This window comes from Daejeonella rubra (assembly GCF_900103545.1).
In the GTDB taxonomy this organism is placed as follows: domain Bacteria; phylum Bacteroidota; class Bacteroidia; order Sphingobacteriales; family Sphingobacteriaceae; genus Daejeonella; species Daejeonella rubra.
This window is the reverse complement of sequence record NZ_FNHH01000017.1, coordinates 41,350-57,702: the sequence shown is the minus strand read 5'-3', so window position 1 is coordinate 57,702 and position 16,353 is coordinate 41,350. Positions and strand designations below refer to the sequence as shown.

Annotated in this window: 15 protein-coding genes; 10 read left to right on the top strand and 5 right to left on the bottom strand. The window is 38.0% G+C overall.

Going from position 1 to position 16,353, the window contains the following annotated elements:
* Positions 1 to 330 precede the first annotated feature (330 nt).
* Complete coding sequence (locus BLR27_RS12230) at positions 331 to 789, top strand: JAB domain-containing protein (RefSeq protein WP_090705278.1); 459 nt, start codon at positions 331 to 333, stop codon at positions 787 to 789.
* Positions 790 to 1,452: 663 nt separating this feature from the next.
* Here BLR27_RS12230 and BLR27_RS18740 read toward each other — a convergent pair.
* The 4 genes from BLR27_RS18740 to BLR27_RS12215 all read right to left on the bottom strand — a co-directional run bounded on the left by BLR27_RS18740 (position 1,453) and on the right by BLR27_RS12215 (position 3,406).
* On the bottom strand, positions 1,453 to 1,725 hold the full coding sequence (locus BLR27_RS18740) for a hypothetical protein (protein ID WP_245704505.1): 273 nt from the start codon (positions 1,723 to 1,725) through the stop codon (positions 1,453 to 1,455).
* Positions 1,722 to 2,009, bottom strand: a complete 288-nt coding sequence (locus BLR27_RS18735; RefSeq protein ID WP_245704504.1) for a hypothetical protein — start codon at positions 2,007 to 2,009, stop codon at positions 1,722 to 1,724. The genes BLR27_RS18740 and BLR27_RS18735 overlap by 4 nt, the downstream gene beginning before the upstream one ends.
* Positions 2,010 to 2,214: 205 nt before the next feature.
* On the bottom strand, positions 2,215 to 2,424 hold the full coding sequence (locus BLR27_RS18535; RefSeq protein WP_176767688.1) for a hypothetical protein: 210 nt from the start codon (positions 2,422 to 2,424) through the stop codon (positions 2,215 to 2,217).
* A 595-nt stretch (positions 2,425 to 3,019) separates the two neighbouring features.
* Positions 3,020 to 3,406, bottom strand: coding sequence for a winged helix-turn-helix transcriptional regulator (locus tag BLR27_RS12215; protein ID WP_090705277.1), 387 nt, complete (start codon positions 3,404 to 3,406; stop codon positions 3,020 to 3,022).
* A 458-nt stretch (positions 3,407 to 3,864) separates the two neighbouring features.
* On the opposite strand from BLR27_RS12215, the gene BLR27_RS12210 reads away from it, so the two are divergent.
* Positions 3,865 to 4,113, top strand: coding sequence for a hypothetical protein (locus BLR27_RS12210; RefSeq protein ID WP_143007741.1), 249 nt, complete (start codon positions 3,865 to 3,867; stop codon positions 4,111 to 4,113).
* A gap of 1,563 nt (positions 4,114 to 5,676) precedes the next feature.
* On the opposite strand, the gene BLR27_RS12200 is transcribed toward BLR27_RS12210, so the two are convergent.
* Positions 5,677 to 6,534, bottom strand: coding sequence for an AraC family transcriptional regulator (locus BLR27_RS12200; protein WP_176767689.1), 858 nt, complete (start codon positions 6,532 to 6,534; stop codon positions 5,677 to 5,679).
* A gap of 417 nt (positions 6,535 to 6,951) precedes the next feature.
* On the opposite strand from BLR27_RS12200, the gene spt reads away from it, so the two are divergent.
* From spt to BLR27_RS12160, 8 genes are all read left to right on the top strand, one after another.
* Positions 6,952 to 8,157 (top strand): serine palmitoyltransferase, encoded by a 1,206-nt coding sequence (gene spt / locus BLR27_RS12195; RefSeq protein ID WP_090705270.1) that lies wholly within the window; start codon positions 6,952 to 6,954, stop codon positions 8,155 to 8,157.
* The gene (locus BLR27_RS12190; protein ID WP_090705269.1) at positions 8,154 to 9,278 is read left to right on the top strand and encodes a hypothetical protein; all 1,125 of its coding nucleotides are present in this window, start codon (positions 8,154 to 8,156) and stop codon (positions 9,276 to 9,278) included. The genes spt and BLR27_RS12190 overlap by 4 nt, the downstream gene beginning before the upstream one ends.
* A gap of 5 nt (positions 9,279 to 9,283) precedes the next feature.
* Positions 9,284 to 10,273 (top strand): NAD-dependent epimerase/dehydratase family protein, encoded by a 990-nt coding sequence (locus BLR27_RS12185; RefSeq protein ID WP_090705267.1) that lies wholly within the window; start codon positions 9,284 to 9,286, stop codon positions 10,271 to 10,273.
* Between the two features lie 28 nt (positions 10,274 to 10,301).
* Positions 10,302 to 11,624: an inositol-3-phosphate synthase gene (locus BLR27_RS12180; protein ID WP_090705266.1), complete on the top strand. Its 1,323-nt coding sequence runs from the start codon at positions 10,302 to 10,304 to the stop codon at positions 11,622 to 11,624.
* Between the two features lie 5 nt (positions 11,625 to 11,629).
* On the top strand, positions 11,630 to 12,079 hold the full coding sequence (locus BLR27_RS12175; RefSeq protein WP_090705264.1) for a phosphatidylglycerophosphatase A family protein: 450 nt from the start codon (positions 11,630 to 11,632) through the stop codon (positions 12,077 to 12,079).
* A 6-nt stretch (positions 12,080 to 12,085) separates the two neighbouring features.
* Positions 12,086 to 12,463: a GtrA family protein gene (locus tag BLR27_RS12170; RefSeq protein ID WP_090705263.1), complete on the top strand. Its 378-nt coding sequence runs from the start codon at positions 12,086 to 12,088 to the stop codon at positions 12,461 to 12,463.
* Entirely contained in the window at positions 12,460 to 15,024 is a 2,565-nt protein-coding gene (locus tag BLR27_RS12165; protein ID WP_090705261.1) for a DUF5686 and carboxypeptidase-like regulatory domain-containing protein, read from the top strand. Before BLR27_RS12170 ends, BLR27_RS12165 begins: the two co-directional genes overlap by 4 nt.
* A gap of 88 nt (positions 15,025 to 15,112) precedes the next feature.
* Entirely contained in the window at positions 15,113 to 16,327 is a 1,215-nt protein-coding gene (locus BLR27_RS12160) for a DUF4833 domain-containing protein (protein ID WP_245704503.1), read from the top strand.
* The last annotated feature ends 26 nt before the right edge of the window (positions 16,328 to 16,353 follow it).

Sequence of the window (16,353 nt, the reverse complement as noted above, 5' to 3'; positions counted from 1 at the left end):
AAACATAAAATCATTAATAAACTCCTCAAATCCATTTAAGTCATTTTTTAACTTAATTCCTTTTACTCACTCACTTAGAGGAGATTTTCTTAAAGTATGATAATAAGTAACGTTTTAAAAAGAAATCTCCCCCTCCGCTCATTACAAAAGTTAGGATGATACTACATATTTTATTATTAATGATTGAGCAAAGTTAGGCTTTGATCTTAACACAGCTTAAGGAATTTCCGACATAAACCCACAGACCACTTCACAATCTATTTATTTCGTTCCTCCTTGCTTTAGTTAATCTCAAAGCCCATGAGAGCTCCATAATTAATTCAAAATATTATGGAAACTAAACAAAATGTAAAAGTAGCAGAGGTTAAATTAACCTACAAAACAACAGTAAAAGCATCTGACAGACCTCAGATCTCCTCATCGACTGACGTTTATAAGGTGCTTCAGAGCAACTGGAACTTCGAAATCATCGAGTTTATTGAAGAGTTTAAGATCATTCTTCTCAATAGAGCTAACAGGGTTTTAGGAATTGTACCAATCTCAGTAGGTGGAACTGCTGGTACGGTAGCAGATCCGAAAGTGATCTTTGTTTCAGCACTTAAATGCAATGCAGCCTCGGTGATTTTGATTCACAACCATCCTTCTGGCAACCTCAGACCAAGTCAGGCTGATATGGAGCTTACGAGGAAATTAAAGAGTGCTGGACAATTCTTAGACTTACCTATAATTGAACATATAATTCTTACGAAAGATGGTTATTTAAGCTTTGCTGATGAGGGAATGATGTGAAGGAATTGTAAATTAGAATATAAACAGAAAGGAGGTATCAACAGAGACAAACGCGAGACAAAAAGTCTAAATTCTTGATTAAATCATAGAATTTGAATCAGAGATTATCAATTAATTTATTAACAGGTCTCTATTGAAAATATAAGGAAAACAGGCATTTAAGCCAGAATAACGGCAAATTGATGATAGAAATGATTTAGCTAAAAAAAGGGAAGGATTTAGAAAATTGCATTATGAGTCTTTTAGCCTAACCGCCCTATTATGAGGCAAAATGTGCTTTTCTGACTTACAGAAGCAATTTACTGACTATTTTTGAAACTGCAAAATTTTGCTCCGTTACGTATTTGTTACGGTTTATTATATTTTTTCATCAATGGTGAAGACATAAGCATTCTAAGAAAATCACTTCAAATCGCACTGTGAAAAAATTTGTAAAGTAGTCAAGAATGAACCGCTTAGTAAAATGCGATAGTAACCTTCACATAGGACAATAAACAGAATTGACGAGCATCTGATTAACAGACAGACGCCGCTCATTTCTAACAATATGTTTATCAATTAGTTACACCCCTTCAAAGAAATCCCGTAATGTATTTGTAACGGTTTTTATTTTGTTAATTAAAGATATAGCTTTTTATTGAGAATAGAACAACAATCCATAGCCTATGTATCTATCGATGCATTAATCTTTAGTTTTGCCCTGAGGTCATGGAAATAACTTTGCGACCATATTTCAAGTACTCTCGGGTCCTTTATAAATCTAGATATATCAACTTTGACAAAGTCGATTTTTACACCTTCGATCTTTTCACTCTGTAGTGTCCTGAACTCCCCGTCGCTGATTGTCTCTTTTTTCCAGTCACCGCTATCAATTGCCCTTAACAGGAAATTTTCGAGATTGAGAGGATATTCTTTTGATGTACCATTCCATATCATACCAGTCCCGCCCCTTTACACTTTTGCCCCAGTTGCGAAAAAGCAGTGCCTGTATCTTTCCGACCTTTTTGCCGGAAAGATACAGGCACTTTACGTAAAACAAAAGGCTTGAGAAATAACTTTTCTTCGGTAGAAGGCCCCAATGGCGGCTCTTTATCGACTTCTATCATGATCTTGATGCTAGTTACTTCCTTAAGTCCGTTCTGTGGGATAACACCCTCCGACACAAGTTCCCTCCAAATGGTTTCCGATTTAATAAAGGCTGAATTGAAGCTGCTCTTCACTGCCTTCTGTTTTTCCGAAATAGATACCTGCATACCAAGGGCTACTTATTCCTTAATGATGGCCTCCTGGTATTTTTCCAGCGAAAAATCCCGATCAACGGCAAGCAACGAAAAATCCAAATCCTACGAAAATCAATCTAGCCAGTAGAATATCCTGAGGGCAGTTCCGCCATAGAATGCCGCCTTCTCAAAAAAACTTGCACGGTTAAGTCCCGCAAGAGCAAGCTACTGCATGATTTCCCTCAATGCATCTTTGGCTTCCTCCCTGTTTGCGGGATGACAACCTTCTAGCCACTCCTTTATCATATTTTTCTATCATTTTGATTGACATTTCAAGGCTCTCCCTTTTGGGTGCATTTTCAAGCCAGCTTGACATCTCATTCGGATCAAACATAGCTAGATCGCCCTCCTCCATTCTCAGGTTTCCAAAAACATAATCCCGTGCAGAACACTGGCTTCTTAAGATTGTGCCTGCGGTTGTAGCGATTTTATCCCATAGTGCTTTTCCGGGATTGCCATTATGGCTTGCTGATCTTTAGACAGGTTTACGGTAGCAAGACCGAATGCATAAAAAGGCGGTGGCAGGTGGTATAGTTATATAGTCTTATGCTGGTCTGAAATTTTCTGGATGCTTTTGTGGTCATTGAAGTTAACGCAATACCTTCTCTGGAATTAACCCGTAATGTGCAAGCGTACTTTCTATTGAAAGGTGCTTGGTCCGAGAATATGGTTGGCGAGCAGTGCGCTTTCAGGTCGTTCGGTGCCGAGAGCCTATCTGATATATAAAGTCCTTTTTTGAACCGTTCGATCGGACCATCTGATTTAAAAGAGAATATCTTGTCATTTGGTCGTTTATAGTCTTTTAAAAGATTTCCCAAGAGCTGGTGAGTCAGTGGTTGGATAGACAGTTCTCTTAGTTGTGCTCTGATATCCATTGTAAAAATTTGATAAGATAAACGATTAATTTTCGTTTATCTTATTTGGTAATTTAATGCTACATTGCGCCGATGCTACCTTGCGCCTTGTTTCAATCGTTCCCGGTGCGCTTTACCCCATTTGATCATTTGCAGGATGATGTCTCCAAACGAATAACAGTATTCCGTTGCCGTGTAGGTGATCAGTACCGGTGTATCGGTTGTAACGGTCCGTTTAACGAGCTGATTGGCTTCCATCTCCTTTAGTTCAAAGGACAACATACGTTTTGTAATTCCCGGAATACTTCTTTCAATATCGCTGAACCGCTGATTGCCATTACATATGGAATTGCTGATCGGGAGTCTCCATTTGCCGCCAAGTACATACAAGGTGTCCTTTAAAGCACGGACTTCTTCCTTTTGATTGCGCGGCTCGGAAACAACCTCCTTTGCAAGTCGTCTTGTTTTATCTGCTGCTTTCATACCTGGTATACTCCATTATACTGGCAGAGTTTTGGCAGTATTTAAATTACTTCAAAAGATAAGAAAAAATGCCCTATTCACTATTTAACTTAGTTTATTAAAAATATTCATTTTATAAAATACAAATTTTAAGCACTTCATCAAAAAAAAAGCTTTTTATAGATAGATTTTGTATTCACAAATAAGCTCTTCCCATACTTATTTAGGTAATCTTTTGGTATTCTAGAATTAATTACGGACCACTGATTTCACTCTTCCCTGGGGTAAAAAAAAGGTTGTATTTCGCTGGTCATCGGGCCAGCCTCCATTATTAGTTTTATATAAAACGGAAGTAATAGCGCCAAAAGCATAATTCCGGACATCCAAAAACGGAGGTCAACGGGCCACTTTCTATGATTTATTATGGTCTGTATCTGAAACACAAAAGCAGATACAGGGCAGGACAACGAATTGATATCATGGAACTTCGCACTTTGATTGCATTAAAGCTAAAGAAATTCAGCAACCGGAAGGTAGTGCACCTATTAAATATTAACCGTAAGACTGTTGATGGGTACATCAAGCGGTTTAAAGAGCTTGAGATTACCTATGGGGAGCTTTCTGAACTTTGTGAATCCGATTTAAATGATCTTTTTACTGAGGAGAGCCAGGCCGAGAAACAGAGTTACGAGAAAAGAATATTTTTGCCAATAACAATTCCCTATTGACGAAAGCGATATATCTGATGACGAACAAATCTAACAACTTAAAAAAGATAATGTACCGCTATTTGATAGCTGGTTATTTTAGTCAAAGCTAACCTCAATAGATATTTAATACCTACCTCAAAACACCCTTAAATGTTATGCTCATATTCAGCTTACCATCTGCAAACTCCTGAATCCCAACTCCACTCTTACTAATTTTGAGCTTGCTAATTTGGGCATCTACTTGGCTTCGATGCAGAGTATCCAACAGCTTTAAAAAAAAGTAATTACCGGTAAAACTGAAATGTTGCTCAACAATTTCTTTTGAATAGTATTGTCACCCGCCATTGCCAATTGTGGCTCAAGTGTAATATCAACCTGCTGAGCGATAGCCATTACTGAAATGGCTTGCTACAAGCGCTACTCACGATCTTCATTTTTTAAAATGATACGCGCTTTTAAGGCTTCTTTGTGAAAGTTATTCTTTCGCTACAGATTGTATAGCCACTCAACATTACTGCTCATCCTGCTTTTCGCTTTGCAATTCCGAATGCAATTCGACGCCATCCGAGTTACGCTTAAAAGCCAGCACATAACACAGGTGAAAAACCAATACCGAAAATAGATAGCTTAAGATTTTTTTATGCCTAGAACTCAACTTTTCCAACATTTCACTAACTAAAGGTTAAACTAATATTCACCTAAAGTCTCGGTTTGTTTATACTTTAGCGGCCGCACCGCTTTAACCCAATTCTTTTCCTTCAACTCAAAAATCCGGTTTTTTATTGTATCAAGGTTGCTCATAGCACCAACGATGTTGATATCCCGCATTTTGTCAACTTGCTGCTATTCTTTAGGATCATCACCGAGGGCCATTGAATTCAACCTGGCAGAATATAACAACAATCCATAGCCTATATCTATCTAAGTATTGTTTTTTAGTTTTAAACTCAGGCCATGGAAATAACTTGGTGATCATATTTCAAGTACCCTCGGGTCCTTTATAAATCTAGATATATCAGCTTTGACATAGTCCATTTTTACACTTTCAATCCTTTCGCTCAACAATTTCCCGAACTCCTCTTCATTGATGGTATCTTTTTTCCAGTCACCAATATCTGTGGCCTTAGCAGAAAATGATTAAGATTACGGGGGTATCTTTTTTATGTACCATTCCATATCATACCAATCCCTTCACTGATGCCTGGGCTATGCCGGGCACCAATATACTTTTTGACCATGTTGCGAGCAAACCCTAGCATCCCATGGGTCCGTTTAGCGCCTGTACCTTGGCAGTACCAATGGACCATCTGTCTTAGATTATTCACTCTGCTGGGCGTATTAGGCATGGTAATCTCAGTTTTAGGTCAGCTAAAAGCTAAGCCAAAACACCGTGCTCAAAAACAGCTCGGCAGAACATCTTCGGCTATTTTCAGAATCATTTTGTAGTGGTTTATCTAACCTAAAATATCTACTTTATTTAACGCAGAAAAAGTACTAGTCGCATTTGTTAATAATTTTTATTGAGCGCAAAGAACAAAGCGCTTTAGAAATAGCCCACGGATTATTTGTATGAAATATTGATTAAAAAGGGGGATGTTTTGCAATGAAGTTCCTTCCTTGGTAGTCAGATGGGGATGTACCTGCATACTTCTTGAAATATTTCCCAAAAAAGGACTGGTCACTAAACTTTAGTTCAGCAGCTATTTGACCAACATTTAGAACATGCGCTGATAGCAACGCCTTTGCCTCATTAATGATCATTTCATGTATAAATGCTCCGGGTGTTTTTCCTGTCACCTTCTTAACTACGTGAGACAGATGCTTAGGGGTAATACACAATAGGTTTGCATAAAAATGTATTCTTTTTTCTTTTCGGAAATGTTCTGCAATCAGCATGAGGAAATCAACAGTCAGCTGTTCTTTGCGGGTGATCTTTACCTCAAAATCAGACCAATATTTGTTATATATTAGAAAAGCCTCAAAAAGCACCGATATGAAACTATGTCTAATAACATCATTTATGTGTGCTGTATACGATGGCAAAAGCATCCTTTTGTTTAGAGAAGACAGGTAGAATATCATACTATGATACTCTTCTTCCGACAGTGGAGATAACTTCTTAGCATGCGCAGAAAACAAATGCATAATTTCTCCACTGTTAAAAAGAACACCTTGCTTTTTTAGATAGTCATATTGAAAAGAGAGTATTAAAAACTCTGTTCCTTCACTAATTGTAGAGATTTCGCACATTGCACCAGGGACAATAAAAAACATATCCTGCTCACCCAATGAGTAAAGAACGAAATTTAAATGAAAATCTAACCTCCCTTTCCTTAGCACGATAATAGAAAAAGACTTAGAACGAAAAGGTTCTTTTAAAGTGCAATATGAAAGTAAATCCAGATGAGAACTAACCATCATACCGCCTTTCTCATTCAAAAGTTGTTGCATTTTGCTAAGCCATAACATGAATTACCATCGTAAACTACCATATTCAAAATTTTTGTTAAGTAATATACAATAATAAAGAATAATTAGTATAGAAATAAACGGAAAACATAACTAATATACAGTTTAAGATAAAATTACTTTCCCCACACATTATATAACTTACTTATAAACAAGTGATGTTATAAAAGACCTTACTTTCAATCTGCTTATCATCTACAAATTGTCAGAATATATTTCAAATATGATAAATTGACCAAATATTAAGACAAATTAACCTTTTTTAATGAATAAGTATATGTTAAAATTGCATCAATAATTTGTACTCTAAATATTAAGGTAATCATAATAATCATAACACTCTGAGCAAATGACATCAAGTTTAACCAACTCCAAACAGCATTAATCATGCGTAAAAAATTACAGGAAAGGATATCATCATTTAAAGATGCCAACATTATCAAAGAAAAAGGTTTGTACCCTTATTTCCGTTCTATAAACTCTGCCCAAGATACAGAAGTGATGATTGGCAACAAAAAAGTCTTGATGTTCGGATCTAATTCATACCTCGGACTCACCAATCACCCTAAGATCAAAGAAGCCGCAAAAAGCGCTATTGATAAATACGGTACCGGATGCGCCGGATCCAGGTTTCTTAACGGCACATTGGACATTCATTTGCAACTGGAAGATAAACTTGCAAAATATGTAAATAAAGAAGCTGCTGTATTGTTTAGCACGGGTTTTCAGGTTAACCTAGGTGTAATATCATGCCTGTTAGACCGAAATGATTACCTGATATTGGATGAATATGACCACGCCTCTATTATTGATGGCAGTAGGCTATCTTTTGCACGTGTGATCAAATATGCCCACAACGATATGGGCGATCTGCGAAACAAACTGAGCAGACTGCCACAAGATGCTGCAAAACTAATTGTTGCCGATGGCATATTTAGCATGGAAGGCGACTTGGTAAAGCTACCAGAGATTGTTGAGCTTGCCGATGAATTTGGTGCAAATATCATGATGGACGATGCACATAGTCTAGGTATAATTGGCTTTAACGGTTCTGGAACGGCATCGCATTTTGATTTAACAGATAGTGTTGATTTAATCATGGGTACTTTTAGCAAATCATTGGCATCACTGGGCGGTTTTATTGCAGGCAATGCAGCAACAATAGAGTTCATTAAACACAGGGCAAGATCGCTCATGTTTAGCGCAAGCATGACCCCATCGGCAGTTGCCAGCGTAATTGCGGCACTAGATATAATAGAAGCTGAACCAGAACGCATAGACAAATTATGGCAAAACACCAATTATGCCAAAAGCCTATTATCGGTTTCTGGTTTTGATATTGGTATCAGTAATAGTCCTATTATTCCGGTATATATTAGAGATAACGACAAAACATTTCTCATTACCAACATTCTCCAAGAAAATGGAATTTTTGTAAATCCAGTTGTCTCTCCTGCTGTACCTTCTGATGCATCATTGATCAGGTTTTCTTTAATGGCCACGCACACCTTTGAACAGATAGAAACTGCGGTAAAAAAACTAAGTGAGGCATTTGCTCAAGCAGGTAAAATGCTCCAAAAAGTAAATCAATGAAAAGAATTATTCCAGTAGCCAGCAAAAAAGACCTGTCGTTTTTTATAGATTTCCCACATGAACTATATCAAAACGATCCGTTTTATGTGCCAGAACTTTTTACCGCACAGCGTGACATGTTAACCAAGTCTCATCATCCGTTTTACGAACATTCTAAAATTCAGTTGTTTTTAGCTTATAACAATGGTGATGTTGTTGGCAGAATTGCAGCTATCCAGAACAACAATCATAACAAAATCTATAAGGTAACTGAAGGCTTTTTTGGGTTTTTTGATGTTATTAATGATAATGAGACTGCAAAAATGCTTCTTGACACGGCAACAGCATGGCTAAAGGAAAAAAATCTTGATAAAATTATTGGCCCAGTAAATTTCTCTACAAACGATACTTGCGGGCTTTTAATAGAAGGATTTAACGGGCCGCCGGTTGCCATGATGCCTTATAATGCACCCTATTACCTTCCCTTATTGGAGAAAGCTGGATTTAGTAAAAAAGTAGATCTAAGGGCATACCGCTATACCGCTGGCGATTACAATGACAGGGCTGCGGGACTTGTAGAAAAGATTGAAGAAAGGCTACAAAGAAACAACATCGTTATCAGAAAAATTAACCTCAAAAACTTTAAACAAGAAGCTGAAGCCATCAGGAAAGTTTATAATAAGGCATGGGATAAAAATTTAGGCTTTGTGCCGATGACCGATAAGGAATTTGATTATACCGCAAAGGACCTCAAACTTATTCTCGACCCTGATTTTTGTTTGCTTGCAGAGAAAGATGGAGAAATTGTAGGCTTCTCATTAGCCATACCAGACATCAACCAGGTTTTGATCAAGATCAAGAGAGGAAGGCTTTTCCCGACAGGCTTAGTTAAGCTCTTGCTAAACAAAAGAAAAATTAATGGCATTAGAATTTTATTGCTGGGCGTGGTAGATGGCTACCGCAAAATGGGTATCGAAGCCTGTTTATACGGACGGATCATTAAAGCTTTTCAGGCAAAAAAGATGAAATACGCAGAGGCTAGTTGGACCTTAGAACATAACGATATGGTGAATAAACCAATAGAAAACATAGGTGGAAAATTATATCGCAAGTATAGACTTTTAGAGAAATCGATAGCATAGCGAAGATGAAAAAAGTGTTGATAACTGGAGCCAGTGGATTTATAGGCAATCATCTTGTACAAACAGCCCTAGATGAAGGTTTATTGGTTTATGCAGGTGTGCGCCAAGGCAGTGATGTTTCCCTGTTGAATAAACTCAAAGTTAACTTGGTATATATAGATTATACTGATGTAAACCTTATGGTTAATTTCTTGGAAAAAGAACATTGCCATTATATTGTGCATGCCGCAGGAGTTACCAAAACCAAAGACGTAGCCCAGTATGATACCATTAACGCAACCTACACCAAAAACCTTGCCCTCGCAGCATCTATGGTTAACTATGTGTTTGAAAAATTTGTTTTCATAAGTAGCTTGGCATCCCTTGGCCCCTTGAGCAATTTTACCGAACTACTCCAAGACCATAGCCCACCGTTTCCGGTAACAAAATATGGCAATAGCAAGTTACTGGCCGAAATACTACTCAAACAGATAACAAACCTTCCCTTGATTATCCTTAGGCCAACAGCAGTTTATGGACCGGGAGAAAAAGACATTTTTATACTGATTAAAACGATGAATAAAGGGTTGGAACCACATATTGGCCGCACTGCACAGCAACTGAGTTTTGTTTATGTTAAAGATCTTGCCAAAATCACTATCAGCGCTCTAAAAAGTAACGTGAGTGGTAAAAGTTATAACATATCGGATGGAAAAGTCAATTCCAGGTATGATTTTACCAACTCGATCAAAAGGGCACTACAGAAAAACACAATCCGCTTCCATATCCCTGTAGCGCTCGTAAATTCTGCTGCGATGATGTTAGAATGGCTATATCGCAACAGCAAAAAAACACCTGTACTTAACAGTGAAAAAATGAAGGAACTTACAGCCTTAAACTGGGGCTGTAGCATTCAGCATATACAAGCAGACCTGGGGTTTAAGCCAAACTACCAATTAGACCAAGGCCTTAAAGAAACCATAAACTGGTACAAACAGCATAATTGGATAAAATAATTACTCGCATTAAATAAATAAAAATAACATGAAAGAACAAATAAAAGCAGCAAATGGTAAGTTGGGCATACTAATGCCCGGTTTGGGAGCTGTAGCTACCACCATGATTGCAGGTGTAGCCGCAGTTAAAAAAGGCCTATCAAAACCTATTGGATCTTTAACACAAATGGGAAGCCTCCGCATAGGTAAAAGAACAGATAACAATGAACCTAAGATCAAGGATTTTGTGCCTTTGGCAAATCTTGAAGACCTTGTTTTTGGCGGTTGGGATGTTTATCCAGATAATGTTTATGAAGCGGCAATGAATGCAAGGGTACTTGATGCCAATTTATTGAGAGACGTTAGAGATGAATTACAGGCAATCAAGCCAATGAGAGCGGCTTTCGATAAAAATTATGTAAAAAACCTTACCGGAACTTATGTTAAGGAAGGTACTAAACATGAATTGGCACTTCAGCTAATGGACGACATTAAGAACTTTAAAGCCACCAACAACTGCGATCGTGTTGTTTTGGTATGGTGTGGTTCTACAGAAATATACATGGAGCCAAGCGAGATACATGAAACATTGGCCGCATTTGAGCAGGCACTGATAGACGATGATGCCCGTATTGCACCAAGCATGATTTATGCTTACGCATCCTTAAAACTAGGAATTCCATTTGCAAATGGCGCTCCAAATCTTACTGTGGACATTCCTGCTTTATTGGAACTGGCCAAAGAAACCAACACCCCAATTGCCGGAAAAGATTTTAAAACAGGACAAACCTTGATGAAAACCATTTTAGCCCCAGGCTTAAGTGCCCGTTCTTTAGGCGTAAATGGTTGGTTTTCTGACAACATTTTGGGCAACAGAGATGGTTTGGTATTGGATGATCCTGATAACTTCAAAACCAAAGAAGTATCCAAATTAGGCGTGCTGGAAGATATTTTCAAACCAGAGTTAAATCCTGATTTGTACGGAGATATGTACCATAAAATCCGTATCAATTATTATCCGCCACATGGTGATAACAAAGAAAGCTGGGACAACATTGATATTTTCGGCTGGTTAGGTTATAAGATGCAAATCAAGATCAATTTCTTGTGCAGAGATTCTATACTTGCAGCCCCAATCGTTTTAGACTTGGCTCTTTTTATAGATCTAGCGAAACGTGCCAACATGAGCGGCATACAAGAGTGGTTATCTTTCTACCTAAAATCACCTCAAACCTTACCTGGCCTACCTGCAGAGAATGATATATTTAAACAACTAATCAAATTGCAGAATACCTTGCGCCACATGATGGGAGAAGACTTGATTACACACTTAGGATTGGATTACTACCAGGAACCAATAGAAACCACCTAGCGTTTTTGCACAAACTCATATCATCCTGTTTTGGAATAGGCTACATAGGCAAGGGGGCAGGTACCGTGGCGGCAACTGCAACCTGCCTTGTTTGGTACTTTGTATTGCTTTTTGAGCCCGAACATATACTTGCAACCATATTGGTTACAGCACTTCTAACGCTACAAGGCATTAGAAGTGCCAATGTAGTAGAAGCAGACTGGGGCAAAGACCATCAGCGTGTTGTAATAGACGAAGTTGCCGGTATGTGCGTTACCCTCCTATTTGTTCCTGTAGATTTTAGGTACATTTTTGTTGGGCTGGTATTGTTCAGGTTTTTCGACATTGTAAAACCTTTCTACATTAAAAAATTAGAGCATTTACCAGGCGGACTTGGCGTAATGGCAGACGATTTATTGGCAGGAATTTATGCAAATAGCTGTCTGCAATTATTAATCTATTTTGGTTTGTTTTAAAACTCAATGTTAAGTTTTGTTAAGGCGCAACTAAGTTCGCTTATCGCATCTGCAGCAGATTTTGCCACTACTTTAGTTTTGGTAGAATTTATAGCCGCAGGCTACGTTACGGCAAGTGTTGCTGGAACAATATTAGGTGGTTGTGTAAACTTTTACATGGGCCGAAACTGGGTGTTCAATGCAACAAAAAAAAGCATAAAGCTACAAATAGTTAAATACATTCTCGTTTGGACAGGCAATTTGTTGTTGGTAACAGCAAGCGTGTACATGTTAACCCATTTTGGGAAACTCAACTATATGGCATCAAAAATTATTGCTTCTATCTTAATAGGTACTACCTACAATTACCTGATGCAAAAGCAATTTATCTTCATCAATAAATGATAAAAAATTATAAACCCGTAAAATCTATAGGGCTGGCAATTATCCTTTGCCTTGGTTTTGTGCTGCAAACATTTGCACAACAGACCATTATAAAAGGTGTTGTTAAAGATGCGGTTACCAAAGAAACCCTTCCTTACGTTACCATATTTTTTAACGATACCAAAATTGGCACACAAACAGATTTGGATGGCGCATACAACATCGTTACTTCAGCAAACTATAATTCGCTTAAATTTAGTTCTGTTGGTTATCAAGCTATCATCAAACCATTTACCAAAGGCACTAGCCAAACCATAAACGTAGTGCTACAACCAGATGCTCAATCGCTAAGCGAGGTTAGCATTATTGGTGGCAAAAGGGTAAAGTATCGCAACAAAGATAATCCTGCGGTAGAATTAATTAGACAAGTAATTGCCAATAGGGACAAAAACCGTTTAACAAATTACAATACCGTTTCTTACAAAGAATATGAGAAAATGGTTTTCTCCATGAGCAACCTTTCAGAAAAATTCAAGAATAGAAAAATATTCAGAAATTATCAGTTTTTGTTCCAAGAGCAAGATTCTACACTAATTGGCGGTAAAAATCTGTTGCCACTTTATATACAGGAAAAACTTTCTGAACATTACTTCAGTAAATCTCCAGAAAAGAACAAAACTGTTATTTTGGGAGAAAAACAGGTTGATTTCGACAATCGGTACATAGATAATCAAGGCATGAAGGCTTATTTCGGCAGGATGTATCAGAACATCGAGATTTACGACAATAACATCTCTGTAATGAGCAACGAATTTTTAAGCCCTATTGCCAACTCTGCCCCTACTTTTTATAAATACTTTATTACCGACACCATTAAAGACCAAATTCCAAATGTAATTGAGCTTTCTTTTACGCCCCGCAACAAAGCCGATATGCTTTTTGAAGGTCAGATATACATTACAATGGATGGCAATTATGCAGTAAGAAAGGCTTCCTTTGGAGTAAATAAAAATATCAACCTTAATTTTGTGAGGGCACTAAAAATAGACCTAGATTTTGAAGAGAACACAGATAAAAGGTATTATTTGAGTAAAAGCAATTTATTGGCAGATTTTGGGATCAGCAAAAACAAGGGTCTCGGGTTTACTGGCGAAAGAAGTGTAAGCTACAAAGACTTTAACACCAATATAACTTTACCAGATACCATTTTTAAAGGAAAACCAGTAGAACAAGCTGTGGGCGCAACTACAAGAACAGACGATTTTTGGAAGAACAACAGGCTCGATAGCATTTCTCCCAATCAGTTAAAAATATATGGCAATATAGATACGCTTCAGAATTTACCCTCGTTTAAAAAAACGATGCAAATTGTAACGCTACTTTTTGCCGGCTACCAAAACTTTGGCCCTTATGAGGTTGGCCCCGTAAACACTTTTTACAGCTTTAACAATGTAGAAGGTTTTAGGTTACGCATAGGCGGAAGAACCACACCCGAGCTAAGTAAACGTTTCTATTTTGAAAACTATGCGGCTTATGGGTTTAAAGACGAGAAATGGAAGTTCTTTTTATCGGCAACTTACTCTATCAATAACAAATCTATTTACCAGTTTCCCCAGAACTACATTAGGGCTAGTTTTCAGCGAGACACTAAAATACCAGGGCAAGAGCTTCAGTTTGTACAAGAAGACAACTTTCTATTATCATTTAAAAGAGGCGTAAATGACATGTTGCTGTACAATGATTTTTACCGATTAGACTATGTTAAAGAATTTGAAAATCATTTCTCTTATGCCCTAGGCTTAAAAAAATGGAGCCAAAGTCCGGCCGGAGGTCTATCCTACCAAACCTTTAATCAGCAAGTGCTTAGTAATGTTAACCAGTTAACCACATCAGAACTTTCGCTGCACCTAAGGTACGCACCCAATGAAAAATTTTATCAGGGAAAAATATACAGAACACCAATTGTAGATCGATATCCTGTATTTAATTTACGATATACCGCAGGCATAAAAGGCCTTTTGGGAGGAGAATACAACTACCATAACATCATGGGCAGTATAGATAAACGTTTTTACCTATCGCAATTGGGCTATAGCGATGTTACTGTTGAGGGAGGCTATATTGCAGGCACGGTGCCTTTCCCCTTGCTGGGCATACACCGTGCAAACCAAACCTATGCCTACCAACTCAATTCTTATAACCTGATGAATTTTTTGGAGTTTGTGAGCGATCATTATGCAAGTCTAAACATAGATCATAATTTTAATGGCTTCTTTTTTAACAAGATGCCTTTGATAAGCAAATTAAAACTAAGGGAAATGGTTTCTTTCAAGGCACTTTTTGGAGGCTTGAGAGATGAAAACAACCCTGCCTTGAACCAAAATCTATATCAACTTCCCAAATATGAAACTGGTGCACAACGTACTTACGCCTTAAGCAACACACCCTATTTGGAAGGAAGCATTGGTATTGGCAATATCTTCAAGCTGCTTAGGGTTGATGTGGTAAAAAGGTTCAATTACCTCAATCATCCAGAGGTATCTGAATGGGGCATCAGAGCAAGGGTAAAATTAGATTTTTAAATCAGAAAACATGAAACCAACAACATTAACTGTCCGAGATGGCCTACAGCAGCTCATCTATAAAGTCATTAATCCCTTTGTAAGGGGGATGATAAAAATTGGACTTACCCCAAATGCGGTAACCACCATTGGTCTTATCTTAAACATTGGAGTTGCCAGCATTTTTGTCATGGGCGCAGAAAAATCAAATCGGGGCGACTTATCTTATATAGGCTGGGGAGGTGCCATGGTTCTTTTTGCAGGCCTTTTTGACATGCTCGATGGGCAGGTGGCTCGCCTAGGCAACATGAGCTCAAGATTCGGGATGCTTTATGATTCCGTGCTGGACAGGTATAGCGAACTGATCATGTTTTTGGGGATCTGCTATTATTTGGTTGCTCACCATTTTTTCTTAAGTTCCCTATTTGCATTTATCGCATTAATTGGCTCTATGATGGTAAGCTATACCCGGGCACGAGCAGAGGGATTGGGCGTTGAGTGTAAAGGTGGACTGATGCAAAGGCCAGAACGTGTGGTTACCATTGGGGTTTTTGCAATTGCCTGTGGCATAACAGGCCAATTCATTGGCGGCGATTATAAATTTTACATCTCTGGAATTTCCTTCCATGTGTTTGAAACCATGACCATCTTCACCTTGCCCATTACCATAATGGCATTTCTAACAAATTTAACGGCAATTAGACGGTTGCAGGATGCTAAAAAAGTCTTGGATGCGCAAGATGCGGCAGAAAGGAAGGATACCAATAAACCGATCTTATTTATCTGTTTCCTACTTGCTTTTAGCTTTAGCGCAACTATTCCGGCAAACGCACAACAGGATAATCCATCTCCCCTAACCTTTCCGGTTCCAAAAGACATCAAAAACCAACTTTTTTACATACAACGAGATCCCAATACCAATACGATAATTTGTCAGTTAAATGTGGACTCAAATGGAAAACTGAATACGAAAAGCCCAATAAACGTATTTTGGATGCGCTACGCAGACCAGGGAGAAAAAAAAGGACTTTCGTATATACAAAGAAAATTTGCCTACGGCATTGAAACAAAAGACCTTGGCAACGGACAGTATGAACTAAAATTTGCGGCCCGTAAAAACCCCCCTATGTATCTTACTAAGTCTGCAGTAGACAAACGGTATCACGTCTATGTAACTGCAAATGACAAGAAAATACAGGTGGAACGAATATTTATACGTATCGAAGGTGGTACTTTTTGGTTTCCAAATGTAAAATATATAGAATTTAAGGGTCGCGAAGCCAATGAACCGACTAAAATAATTACAGAAAGGACCAAGGTTTAGCAATGAAAAGAAATTTTGTTTCCAAT